This window comes from Paracoccus sp. SCSIO 75233 (assembly GCF_027912675.1).
Classification (GTDB): Bacteria; Pseudomonadota; Alphaproteobacteria; order Rhodobacterales; family Rhodobacteraceae; genus Paracoccus.
The window spans coordinates 1,973,096-1,985,225 of sequence record NZ_CP115757.1; the positions used below are offsets into that span (position 1 = coordinate 1,973,096).

General features: G+C 63.6%; 12 protein-coding genes. 5 read left to right on the forward strand and 7 right to left on the reverse strand.

The features are described from left to right. The first annotated feature begins 16 nt into the window (after window positions 1–16). Both PAF12_RS09540 and phaZ read left to right on the forward strand, forming a co-directional pair. A complete protein-coding gene (locus PAF12_RS09540; RefSeq protein ID WP_271106700.1) occupies window positions 17–457 on the forward strand; it encodes a hypothetical protein in 441 nt (146 codons plus the stop codon). 77 nt (window positions 458–534) lie between these two features. Then, window positions 535–1,878 carry a polyhydroxyalkanoate depolymerase gene (gene phaZ, locus PAF12_RS09545; protein WP_271106701.1) on the forward strand — a complete coding sequence of 448 codons (1,344 nt, stop codon included), beginning with the start codon at window positions 535–537 and terminating at the stop codon, window positions 1,876–1,878. A gap of 125 nt (window positions 1,879–2,003) precedes the next feature. Here phaZ and PAF12_RS09550 read toward each other — a convergent pair whose 3' ends face one another. The 6 genes from PAF12_RS09550 to rpiA all read right to left on the reverse strand — a co-directional run bounded on the left by PAF12_RS09550 (window position 2,004) and on the right by rpiA (window position 8,907). Continuing rightward, a complete protein-coding gene (locus tag PAF12_RS09550) occupies window positions 2,004–2,327 on the reverse strand; it encodes a 2Fe-2S iron-sulfur cluster-binding protein (RefSeq protein ID WP_271106702.1) in 324 nt (107 codons plus the stop codon). A 92-nt stretch (window positions 2,328–2,419) separates the two neighbouring features. After that, complete coding sequence (locus PAF12_RS09555; RefSeq protein ID WP_271106703.1) at window positions 2,420–3,946, reverse strand: Do family serine endopeptidase; 1,527 nt, start codon at window positions 3,944–3,946, stop codon at window positions 2,420–2,422. A 186-nt stretch (window positions 3,947–4,132) separates the two neighbouring features. Then, window positions 4,133–5,413: a protease modulator HflC gene (gene hflC, locus PAF12_RS09560; RefSeq protein WP_271106704.1), complete on the reverse strand. Its 1,281-nt coding sequence runs from the start codon at window positions 5,411–5,413 to the stop codon at window positions 4,133–4,135. Next, window positions 5,413–6,720 (reverse strand): FtsH protease activity modulator HflK, encoded by a 1,308-nt coding sequence (gene hflK / locus PAF12_RS09565; RefSeq protein ID WP_271106705.1) that lies wholly within the window; start codon window positions 6,718–6,720, stop codon window positions 5,413–5,415. The genes hflC and hflK overlap by 1 nt, the downstream gene beginning before the upstream one ends. Window positions 6,721–6,796: 76 nt before the next feature. Beyond that, window positions 6,797–8,182 (reverse strand): glutathione-disulfide reductase, encoded by a 1,386-nt coding sequence (gene gorA / locus PAF12_RS09570; protein WP_271106706.1) that lies wholly within the window; start codon window positions 8,180–8,182, stop codon window positions 6,797–6,799. Continuing rightward, window positions 8,179–8,907 (reverse strand): ribose-5-phosphate isomerase RpiA, encoded by a 729-nt coding sequence (gene rpiA, locus PAF12_RS09575; RefSeq protein WP_271106707.1) that lies wholly within the window; start codon window positions 8,905–8,907, stop codon window positions 8,179–8,181. Before rpiA ends, gorA begins: the two co-directional genes overlap by 4 nt. Window positions 8,908–9,038: 131 nt before the next feature. Here rpiA and PAF12_RS09580 point away from each other — a divergent pair, with 131 nt between their 5' ends. Genes PAF12_RS09580 through PAF12_RS09590 form a run of 3 tightly spaced genes read left to right on the forward strand, consistent with a single transcriptional unit; the run spans window position 9,039 to window position 11,133 of the window. After that, a complete protein-coding gene (locus tag PAF12_RS09580; protein WP_271106708.1) occupies window positions 9,039–10,178 on the forward strand; it encodes a bifunctional 2-C-methyl-D-erythritol 4-phosphate cytidylyltransferase/2-C-methyl-D-erythritol 2,4-cyclodiphosphate synthase in 1,140 nt (379 codons plus the stop codon). Beyond that, on the forward strand, window positions 10,175–10,672 hold the full coding sequence (locus PAF12_RS09585) for a phosphatidylglycerophosphatase A (RefSeq protein ID WP_271109682.1): 498 nt from the start codon (window positions 10,175–10,177) through the stop codon (window positions 10,670–10,672). Before PAF12_RS09580 ends, PAF12_RS09585 begins: the two co-directional genes overlap by 4 nt. Further along, a complete protein-coding gene (locus tag PAF12_RS09590; RefSeq protein ID WP_271106709.1) occupies window positions 10,669–11,133 on the forward strand; it encodes a CinA family protein in 465 nt (154 codons plus the stop codon). Before PAF12_RS09585 ends, PAF12_RS09590 begins: the two co-directional genes overlap by 4 nt. A 65-nt stretch (window positions 11,134–11,198) precedes the next feature. On the opposite strand, the gene PAF12_RS09595 is transcribed toward PAF12_RS09590, so the two are convergent. Next, complete coding sequence (locus PAF12_RS09595; protein ID WP_271106710.1) at window positions 11,199–12,095, reverse strand: hypothetical protein; 897 nt, start codon at window positions 12,093–12,095, stop codon at window positions 11,199–11,201. Between the last annotated feature and the right edge of the window lie 35 nt (window positions 12,096–12,130).

A 12,130-nucleotide genomic window follows, 5' to 3' on the forward strand; every position in this document is an offset into this window, starting at 1 on the left:
CTTGGATGGTGCGGTCTTGGGCGCTGTGGCGGATGTGGCTTTGCTTGTCGCGGTCTTTCGAGTCGTGGGCGTGCGCGTCGCCGTGGCACGGCTGGTGCTGCGCGGCTTTCCGGTGGTCTTGCTCGCAGCCGCAGCGGGCTTTTCTGCGGTTGTTTTGGATGCACTCCCGGCGGCACCGTTTGCCTTGCTGGTTGCCGTTTTTCGGGTGGTCGCGCGCGGCTTCGCCGCCGCCTTCGATTCGGGCTCTGTTGCACCTTTTGTCGCCGCATCTGACGCCGTACTTGCTGCGCTGCGGCGTCTTGTTGTCGACTTGGTCGCAGAAGATTTTGCGGTTGTTTTAGCGGCTTGCGTTTCGCCCGTCGCATCCGTCGCGGAGGCCTTCCGCGGCGCGGCAGACTTGCCACGGCCCGAGGTTTTGCGTGCACCGTTGCTTGCCATGACAAGAAATCCCCCCTAAAACCTGCTCTAAGCTTACCCGGCGTCTGGTTCATTCAAAAGAGCCGAATTCGCCCGAACCATGCTAACGGGGGACGAATGGCCCAGCAACCACTCAAAGGTCTGATCTCTTACGACGCGATGGAGACGATCCGTAACACCAACGAATGGTTGGGCGCGTCCGCGCGCGCAATGGCGTCCTATCCGGCCTTCTCGATGATCCCGCACCCGATGTTCCGCCTGATGAGCGCCTGGGGCCGCGTGACGGAGCGCAGCTTCGCCCGTATGGTCATCAAGCCCGACTGGAATATCCCCGCCATTGCGGGCGAGGACGGGCAGGACCACGTCGTCTATGTCGAGCAGGAGCTGAAACGCGATTTCGGTGATCTGATCCATTTCCGCGTCGCCCGCCGCGAACCGATGCCGCGCAAGATCCTGCTGGTCGCACCGATGTCCGGCCACTACGCGACGCTGCTGCGATCCACCGTGACTTCGTTGCTGCCCGATGCCGATGTCTATGTGACCGACTGGCACAATGCCCGCAATATTCCGGTCAGCAAGGGCAAGTTCGATATCGAGGACTACACCCAGTATCTGGTCGAATTCATGCGCCATCTGGGGCCGGATGTGAACGTCATTGCGGTCTGCCAGCCCGCACCGCTCGCACTCGCCGCAACCGCGCTTCTGGCCGAGATTGATCCGAAAGCGCAGCCGCGCACGCTGACCCTGATCGGCGGCCCGATCAACCCGGACGCCGCCGCAACCGACGTGACCGATTTCGGCAACCGGATGACAATGGGTGAGCTGGAATATCACGTCATCCAGCAGGTCGGCTTCAAATATAAAGGCGCAGGTCGTCTGGTCTATCCGGGTCTCGCCCAGCTGACCTCCTTCATCGCGATGAATGCCGACACCCATGCCAAGGCGTTTATCGACAAGATTTTCGCGGAAGCGCGTGGCGAGGGGTCGGAGGCCGACCGTCACAATAAATTCTACGACGAATATCTCGCCGTGATGGATATGACGGCGGAATTCTATCTCTCGACGGTCGAGCGGATCTTCAAAGGTCTGGAGATCGCCGAAAATCGCTTCACCGTTGACGGCAAAGAGGTCGATATCGGCAAGATCACCGATGTCGCCGTGATGACGGTCGAGGGCGGGAAGGACGATATTTCCGCACCCGGACAATGCGTCGCCGCGCTCGATCTGTGTACCGGCGTCCCGGAGGAGCGGAAGCAGCAGCATCTGGAAGACGGCGCGGGCCATTACGGCATTTTCGCGGGCCGAAGCTGGCGTCTGAATATCCGCCCGCTGGTGCTGGATTTCATCGATGAACAGGCCAACGGCGAATCCGAAGCGCCGAAAAAGCCGCGTCGCAAGCGGGGCGGCACGAACAACGTGTTCCCCGGCATGGCGGACGAGGATGGCAAGATGGCTGTCTGAGGACAGCCAGCCGTTCATTCACCCAATCAGAAAAACATGGGGCGCGACGGAGAAGTGATCCGTTCGCGCCCCATGTTTTTCAAATCAGATGGAAATCTGCCGCCGTAACCGGACAGCGCTTCGTTTCAGATCTGCCGCTCGGGCAAATTGACCACGAGGCCATCCAGAGCGTCCGTCACCTTGAGTTGGCAGGTCAGGCGCGAACGGGCCGGATCGGGCTCATAGGCGAAATCCAGCATGTCCTCTTCCATCGGGTCTTTCGCCGGCAGCTTGTCCACCCATTCCGGCGCGACATAGACATGACAGGTCGAACAGGCGCAGGCGCCGCCACAATCCGCCTCGATCCCCGGCACGCCATTGTCGCGCGCGCCCTCCATGACGGTCATGCCATTCGCGACATCGATTTCATGCGCGGTGCCGTTATGTTCGATATAGGTGATCTTGGCCATGAATTGCTCCTGTAGCTGCGGGCGAAATAAGCCATCGCAGCCGCAATGAAAAGGGCGGAGCCGAAGCCCCGCCCACACTCATTTCAGCGCGATCATTCCTCGACCGAGAGCGCCACGAAGCGCGGCTCGCCGCCGCGGCGGATCATCAGCAGGATCGACTTGCGCCCGGCATCGCGCGCTGCCTCGATCCGTTCTTCCAGATCACCGATGCTGGCAATCGCCTGCTGACCCGCTTCGGTGATCACGTCACCGCGCGAAAGCCCCTTATCCGCCGCGTCGGAGCTGGGATCGACCTCGCTGACCACCAGACCCTGCTGATCGGGATCGGCACCCAACTCCTCAGCCAGTTCCGGCGTCAGGGGCTGCAGCGTCATCCCCAGCGTGGTGCCGGTCGCGGCTTGACCGCCGCCCTGCCCCGGCTCGGCCGTGCCTTCAGCCAGTTCACGACGACCCAGCGTGACGTCGAAATTCTCGATCTCGCCGTTCCGGAGAACGCTGACCTCGACATCCTCACCAATCGGGGCCTGCGCAACGCGGGCGACCAGATCACGGTCATCCTCGATATCGTTGCCATCGAATTCGACGATCACATCACCCGCACGAATGCCCGCTTCCGAAGCAGGGCCGTCGAACACATCCGTGACCATCGCGCCATGATCCTGATCCAGACCCAGCGATTCCGCGATATCCGGCGTCACGCGCTGGATTTTCACGCCCAGCCAGCCGCGACGGGTCTCGCCAAACTCCCTCAGCTGGTCGACGACGGTTTCAACGACATTGGACGCCATCGAGAATCCGATACCGATGGAACCGCCATTCGGGGACAGGATCGCGGTATTCACCCCGATCACCTCGCCATCCATGTTGAACAGCGGACCGCCAGAGTTACCACGGTTGATCGACGCATCGGTCTGGATAAAATCGTCATAAGTCCCCGTCAGCGCCCGTCCGCGCGCCGAGACGATCCCGGTCGACGCCGAGAAGCCCTGCCCAAGCGGGTTACCCAGTGCCAGCACCCAGTCACCGACGCGGGCTTCGTCGCTGTCGCCGAAGCCGACATAGGGAAGCTCATCGGCATCAACCTTCAGCAGGGCGATGTCGGTCTGCTTATCGGTGCCCACGACCTCCGCACTGCGACGCGCGCCGTCACGGAATTCGATCTCGATTTCATCCGCACCTTCGATGACGTGATTATTCGTGACGATGAACCCGTCCTCGGAAATCACGAAGCCGGAACCCAGTGCGCTTGCCCGTTGCTGTTGCTGTCGCTGCCCGGGACCGTTCTGATCCGGAGTCGGGAAACCGAAATCACGGAACAGGTCGGAGAACGGGCTGCCTTCGGGGAACATCGGATCGGTCGGGCGCTCGACGACGGATGTGGTGTTGATATTCACAACCGCTGGCGAGACCTCTTCGACCAGATCGGCGAAGCTGTCGGGCATGACCTGCTGCTGGCGCGCTTCGCTCTCAGGCGCGGTCAGTGGCGCTTCGTTATCATTGGCCGCGACCTGCGACTGATCTTCCGTCTGAGCGGCCTCCTGCGCGATGGCGGGCACCGTGCCGAGGCTCAACGCCGCAACGGATACAGAGGCGAGAAAACGTGTTATCGGGGTGCGCATCGAATCTTCCTTTCCATTTGAGCGCCAATAAAAACCGGCGCCCGGCCGCGTCGGGCCGATGAGCGATTGCAACAAACGCCAAATGGGGAGCCGTTGCAAATAAATCACGCTCTGTTCAGATGAACTCATCGTGATTTCGTTACAAAAAATGGGCGGCCTGCAAGCCGCCCATCTGGTTCTGCCCGGTCAGTTCTCCGGTTGAGCTTCGGCATCCTGATCAGGCGCCTCTGCCGCCGGCTGTTCAGGCGCGGCATCGGTTGCGTCTGGCACCGCTTCCTCGGCAGGGGCGGCATCGGCGGGCTGCTCGGCCGCCACGTCTGCGGGAGCATCCGTATCCACCGTCTCGCCTGACACCTCCGCATCATCGGCGGGCATCACGGGCGAGTCCTCCGACAGGGTCGAGGCATCGCCCAGACCTGCGCCCTCTTCCGAATCCCACGGCATCTCCAGCGGTTTCGGCGTCACGGCACTGTCCGCCTGAATCGGGGTGGCACCGTCCGCCGCGCTGCCGCCGTTCTCCGGCAAGGTCGTCCGCGTGGTTTCCTGCGGCAGGTCCTCCGCCGGGGTTGCAGGCTGCGCACCCGCAGCACCGTCATTGCGCAGATAGGTGAAGAAATCACCATCCGGCGGCAGGACAAGCTGCGAGTTCTCCCCCTTGAGCGCCTCGGCATAGGAGGTCAGCGAGCGGGTGAAGGCAAAGAATTCGGGATCGCGGCCATAAGCGTCAGCATAGATCGCGTTCCGCGCCGCATCGGCCTCACCCCGGATGATCTCCGCATTCCGGTTCGCTTCGGAGGTCAGCTCCGTCACCGTCCGGTCGGCGGCAGCGCGGACACGCTGCGCGGCTTCCTCACCACGGGCGATTTCGTCCGCCGCCTCACGCTCACGCTCGGCGCGCATCCGTTCATAGGTCGCGGAAAGGTTCTGCTCCGGCAAGTCGGTGCGGGTCAGGCGAACGTCGATAATCTCGACCCCCAGCCCTTCGGAGTTCGACCGCGCCTCGTCCCGGATCCGGTTCATCAGCGAGGTCCGGTCATCCGACAGAACCGCCGTCGACGGCACCTCACCCAGCACCTCGCGAATGGCGGTGCGGACAATCGGGTCAAGCCGGCCAAGTGCCGCTTCCTCGCCACCCGTACCGACAGCCTGACGGAAGCGGACCACATCCGCGATCCGCCAGCGGGCGAAGGCGTCCACGATCAGACGACGGTCATCCAGCGGGGTGATTTCCAGCGGCGTGGTCTGCAAGCCCAGCATCCGGTCGTCATAACGGACGACATCGTCGAGGAAGGGCAGTTTCATGCCCAGGCCCGGCGTTTCCTTGACATTCACGACCCGCCCGAGCCGCAGCACGAGCGCCTTTTCACGCTCGTCCACGGTATAAAGCGAAAACGCCGCCAGAAGGGCCAGAACCACCAGAACCGGGATCAGCAGCGTGCGAAGAAAGCGGTTTCCTGCGTTTGCCATCAGTTGCCCCCTTCCGTGCTGGACGCAGCCGGGCTGGTCGGGCTGACAGTCGCGGGACGCGCGCCCGGTGTTCTGCGAAGCTGATCCAGCGGCAGATAAGGCACCACGCCGTTTTCGCCGCCTGCCCCGTCGATAATCACCTTGTCCACACTGCCGAGCACCTGCTCCATCGTTTCGAGATACATCCGTTTCCGTGTCACTTCCGGTGCCTTCGCATATTCGGCATAGACCGAGTTGAACCGCGCCGATTCACCTTGCGCATTGTTGATCGCCTCAGCCCGGTAACCTTCCGCCTGCTCAATCGCCTGCGCCGCGTCACCACGGGCTTGCGCCAGAACCTGGTTCGCATAAGCGTCAGCCTGCTTCTCCAGCGCGTCGCGACGCTGCTGGGCGGCCTGAACCTGACGGAAGGAGTCGATCACCTCCGACGGCGGGTCGGCACGGTCGAGATTGACCCGGACCACGTTGACGCCCGACTGGTAGCTGTCCAGCGTCTGCTGAACCGACAGTTCCAGATCTTCGGCAATCGCACCCCGGTCGCGGTTCAGGATCGGCGCCAGCTCAGACCGGGCGATAATATCGCGCATCGAGGATTCCGCGACAGCCCGGATCGTGCCGGGCGCGTCAGCGAGGTTGAACAGGTATTTCTGCGGGTCGGAGATATTCCAGACCACCTGATATTCCATGTCCACGATATTCTGGTCGCGGGTCAGCATGAGCCCGCTATCGGTCGATGCAATCGGGCTGGAACTGGCGCGGCTGGAGCCGTAATTGCTGCTGTTATCCGAACGACCCGTGCCGATCTCGGTCACGCGTTCGCGCGTCACCTGAACGACCTCCTTGGTCACGACCGGCCACGGCGCGAAGTTCAGACCCGGCTCACCCGTGCCGACGGCCCGACCGAACAGAAACTCGACGGAGCGTTCTTCAGGGCGAACCGTGTAGAAGCTGGCGAAGGTCCACAGACCCAGCACAACCAACCCGCCGATCATCAGCATCCGGCGGTCGAACTGGAAGCCTGGGCCTCGCGGTCCGCGCGGGCCATTGCCGCCGCCGCTATTGCCGCCGCGACCGCCCATCAGGACGCGCAGACGATCCTGCCCCTTCTTCATCAGCTCTTCGATCTCGGGCATCTCGCCCGGTCGTTGCTGACCGGGACGACGCGGCGGCTCCGGGCGCTGTTTGCCACCCTGCCCGCCTGATTGGCCCCACGGGCGCTGAGGACCCCGCGGCGGCTCCTTGCCGCCCTGACCGTTGCCCTCGCCGCCGTTTCCACTATTGCCGCCACCCCAGGGGCCTTGTGCCATCTGACTGCCTCTTCTGCTCTCTCGTCGTGCCTGAAACTGGGGGTCTCGCCTGAAAAGTCAAGCGAATGCCGCCGCTTTAAGAATTACCGTCCTGATGTACTTCATGGCGCCGCGTCGGCTGACGCATGGTCACCATCTCCTCCGCAATCGTCGGATGAACCGCCACCGTGCGGTCGAAATCTTCCTTGGTCGCACCCATCGTGATCGGGATCGCAGCAAGCTGGATCAACTCCCCGGCCTCCGGGCCAAAGATATGGCATCCCAGCACCTTACGGCTGTCCTCGTCGACCAACAGCTTCATCATCACCCGCGCATCCGATCCGGCAAATGCGGACCGCATGGGCCGGAACCGCGCGTCATAAACCTCGACCCGCCCGCGCTCGATCGCCTCATCCTCGGTCATCCCGACGGAGGCGAATTCATGCGGACGCGTATAAACCGCGCTCGCCACAAGACTATGGTCGAGATGGCGGGGATTATTGCCGAACAGCGTATCCGCGAAGCTGTGACCTTCGCGGATGGCAACGGGGGTAAGGTTCACACGATCCGTCACATCCCCGACCGCATAGATCGAGGGGATATTCGTCTGTGACCACTCATCGACGACAATCTCGCCCTTCGGGCCCAGCTTGACGCCGACCTCCTCCAGACCCAGCCCTCCGGTATAGGGGCTGCGCCCGGTCGCGAACATCACCGCGTCGAAACGGTCGCAGCTGCCATCGTCGAACCGGACCGTGACGCCGTCGCCGTCCTTTTCCAGCCGCGTCGGTGTCAGGCCGAGCCGCAGGTCAACGCCGATTTCACCCAGTTGCTCGGTCACCAGCACCCGCCCGTCATGATCGAAGCCCCGCAGCACCTTGTCGCCGCGATAGGCAAGGACCGTGTCCGAACCAAGCCCGTTGAGGATCGTGGCAAATTCGCAGGCAATAAATCCGCCACCCACGACCAGCACCCGCCCCGGAATCTCCCGCATCAGGAACAGATCGTCGGAGATCATGCCCAGTTCTTCGCCCTCAATCCCCGGAAGCTGCGGCCTGCCGCCAACCGCAATCAGGATATGCTTGGCCGTGATCCTTTTGCCGTTCGCAAGCTCAACCTCATGCGGCCCTACCAGACGGGCGCGCTGGTGGTAGATGGTCCCGCCAACAGATTCGAAACCGCGCGCATATGCGGCCTCCAGCCGGTCCAGCTCGGTATCCAGTTTCGACTTGAACGCGCGCCACGAAAATTCGCCGGCAGTCGCATCGGGCCAGCCATAGTCTTGCGCTTCTTCCGCAGCTTCAGGTGCGGAGGACGCGAAGATCATCAGTTTCTTCGGCACACATCCGCGGATGACGCAAGTGCCGCCCATCCGGCTTTCCTCCGCCAGCCCCACTTTCGCGCCATACCCGGCTGAAATCCGCGCCGCGCGGACGCCGCCGGATCCGCCGCCAATGACGAAAAGATCGTAGTCAAAGCTCATGCACCGGCCTCCTCAGCCGTCAGTTCCGCAACCGTGCCATCGGGACGCCCGATAAGTGCCAGATCACAGATATGCAGAAACAGCCCGTTTTCCACCACGCCGGGGATCGCATTAAGCCGTTGTGCCAGCCGGTCCGGCTCCGGTATTTCCTCCAGCGACAGATCGAGGATCAGGTTTTGCTCATCCGTCCGGTAGGGTTCATCGTCCCGCTTGCGCAGCAGGATCGGACGCTGCGTCAGGCCGATCTCGTCGAGCGCGCGCGAAATCAGTTCCTGCGTGGTCTGCCAGCCGAACGGGATGACCTCAACCGGCAGGTGAAACGCGCCCAGCACCTCGACCACCTTGCTGCCATCGGCCATCACCACCATGCGGTCGGAGGCTTTCGCGACGATTTTCTCGCGCAGAAGCGCCCCGCCCGCCCCTTTTATCAGGTTCAGATCCGGGTCCACCTCATCCGCACCATCCAGCGTCAGGTCGAGCCAGCCGATATCGTCCAGCGCCTCGATCCGGATGCCGAGCGATTCCGCCAGCTCCGCCGTCGCCACGCTGGTTGCCGCACAGCGCAGGCTGAGCCCCTCCGCCTTCACCCGCTCGGCCAGGGCGCGGACCATGAACACCGCCGTCGATCCGGTGCCCAGACCCAGCCGCATTCCGTCCTCGATCAAGGCGACAGCGGCCTCGGCGGCGGCTTTCTTGGCAATATCGGCGGGGGAAAGTTCGGACATGGCGCGGTTCCTTCTTGATGCTGGCCATGTCATAACGCGACCCCGCCGCGATAGACAGTGCTGATATGCCGCAAAGACCGCGATCCGCCATAGCGATTGCGCGGGACACGCGTCTGCACTAGACGAACGCCATGTCAGAGCCGCAGGACATTGCCGTCATCATCACCGCCGCCGGGCGTGGCACCCGCATGGGCGGGGAGGCGAAGCAATGGCGCGATCTGAACGGCGAAACCGTGCTCTCGCGCAGCATCGCGGCCTTTGCCGGGATCGGGCGCATTGTCGTCGTGGTGCATTCTGACGATATGGCGCTTGGGATCGACGCTTTCGGCGGCAAGGTCACGCTCGTCGCGGGCGGCGAGACCCGTGCCGCAAGCGTTCGCGCCGGGCTAGAAAGTCTGGACGGAAGCGGCATCGAACATGTGCTGATCCATGACGGTGCCCGGCCTCTGGTCAGCGCGCAGGTGATCGGCGGAGTCATTGCTGCATTGCGGGACGGCGCTGTCGCCGCAGCCCCGGCATTGCCCGTCACCGATGCGCTGTGGCGGGGCGAGGCGGGACGGGTCGTGGGCATGCAACCGCGCGGCGGCCTCTATCGCGCGCAGACACCGCAGGGTTTTCGGCTGGAAGAAATCCTCGCCGCGCATCGTGCCTTTCCGGGCGATGTTGCCGATGATGTGGAACTGGCCGTCCGGGCGGGTCACGATGTGGCAATCACGCCAGGGGCGGAAGATAATCTGAAACTCACATATGCGCCGGATTTCGAACGGGCGCGGCGGATTCTCGGGGGGGCTATGGATATTCGGCTGGGCAATGGTTTCGACGTTCACGCCTTTGACGATGGCGACCATGTGACGCTGTGCGGGGTGCGGATCGACCATGACCGGGGGCTGAAGGGGCATTCCGACGCCGATGTCGGTATGCACGCGCTGACCGATGCAATCTATGGCGCGCTGGCCGAGGGCGATATTGGCCGGCATTTCCCGCCATCCGACCCGCAATGGAAAGGTGCTGACAGCGAGATATTCCTGCGCCACGCCGCCGACATGGCCAAATCGCGCGGGTTTCGTATCGGCAACGCCGATGTGACGCTGATCTGCGAAAAGCCCAGGATCGGCCCGCATGCGGGCGCGATGCAGCAACGTCTGGCCGGGATCATGGGGGTCGATGCCGACCGCATCTCGGTCAAGGCGACCACCTCGGAAAAGCTGGGCTTCACCGGCCGGCAAGAAGGCATCGCAGCCATCGCAACCGCCACGCTGATCGGAGGCTGATTATGGATAAACTCATCTGCACATGGTTCGGCGCCGGCCTTTTACGCCCGGCCCCCGGCACTTGGGGATCGGCGATTGCCATTGCACTTGGCGTGATGATCCACTGGCTGGGCAGTTTCCCGCTGCTGCTGACCGCCACCATCGCCGTGACCCTGCTCGGCTTCTGGGCCGTGCCGCGCTACACTAAAGACATGGATGACCCGGACCGCTCCGAAATCGTCATCGACGAGGTCGCCGGGCAATGGTTGGCACTCTGCTTCCCGTCCTTTGGCTTCTGGCAAGTCGGTCTCGCATCGTCCAACTTCCCTTATCCCGGCTGGCTGGCCGCGTTCCTGTTCTTCCGGCTGTTCGACATCTGGAAACCGTGGCTGGTCGGGCGCGCCGACCGCGAGGGCGGCACGGCAGGGGTCATGCTCGACGACCTCTGGGCAGGGCTGTTCGCGGGCATCGCCACCATGATCGCCGCCGCATTCAGCCATCTGGTGCTGATGTGAGCGCGGCAGAGGTACTTGCCGCCGCCCGCGTGCGCGGCGTGATGATCGCGACGGCGGAAAGCTGCACCGGCGGGCTGATCGCCGCCACCCTGACCGAGGTGCCGGGATCGTCGGATGTCGTTGACCGGGGCTTTGTCACCTACTCGAACAGCGCCAAACAGCAGATGCTTGGCGTCAGCGCGGAAACGCTCGCCAGCTTCGGCGCGGTCAGCGAAGAGGTCGCGGCGGAAATGGCGCGCGGCGCGCGTGATCGCTCCAACGCGGATATCGCCGTGTCCGTGACCGGGATCGCCGGGCCGGGCGGGTCCGAACATAAACCCGAAGGCCGGGTCTGCTTCGGGATCGCGGACCGGAACGGCGTCACAACCGAAACCATCGAGTTCGGCGCGATTGGCCGCGACAAGGTCCGGGCCGCGACCACGGATCACGCGCTGTCACTGCTTCTGTCGGCACTCGGATAGGTAAGGGGCGCGACCCGAAAGCCGCGCCCCGCCTGTATCACACTGCCTCAAACTTGATGCACGGATCAGCGCGCGGTTTCGCGCATGACCTCGCCCGCACGGTTCACGATCACCGTCACCGGCTCGCCCTGCGGGTTCACGGCCTCAAGGCTAAGCCCCTGCCGGATCCGGCGAGCCTCGCCCAGATCGGTGTAGCCTGCCGCTTCCACCGAACCCCGCAGTGCCGTTTCATCGATCTGCGGTGCATCGCCCGGAGCCGGACGCTCGCCGCGCGGACCGGACATGTGATCGCCATCCTTCATCGGCCCCCGGCCTTCGCCCATATGGCTTTGGCCTTCACGCGGGCCACGCATATCCCCATGCGGCATGCGCCGATCACCGTCGCGCTTCATATCGCCGCCGCGATCCTTGTCACCGAAATCACGGTGCATCTCGCCACGCGGACCCATGCGGTCGCCATCGCCACGACCGAAATGCATCAACTCCCCATCTGCGGAGAACCCGATCCGGACCTTGTCGCCCGACGCATCCTGGCCCGAGATCATGACCGCGCCGCCACGCGTGCCGATACCGTTCAACTCGGCAATCTCGGCCACGATGGCATTGCCACGCGCCTGCGCCGGCATGAGCGCATCGACGAGACCCTGCGGCAAGGCAGATCCCTCGGCCGTGCGCGCGCCAACCAGATCACCATCGCTGTTCACGATGGCCTCGAAGTCCTTGCCGGTTTCAGCGACGGTCCCGCTCACCCACAAACCACCACGCGGGCCGGGGCGTGTTTCGACATCGGCAAAGTCACTGCCCTGCAGAATTTGCGGCAGGGTGACCTCCACCGGGGCGCTTTGGTCCTGCGCTTCTTCCGGGGCCGCCGCATTCGGCGCAGTCTGTGCCGCGGCAATGCCGGTGCCGAGCGCTGCAATTACGGCCAGTGCCGTCACGGAGGTTGTGAATTTACTGCTCATCAATCTTCCTTTCGGTTTCGTGTGAGGACATCGCC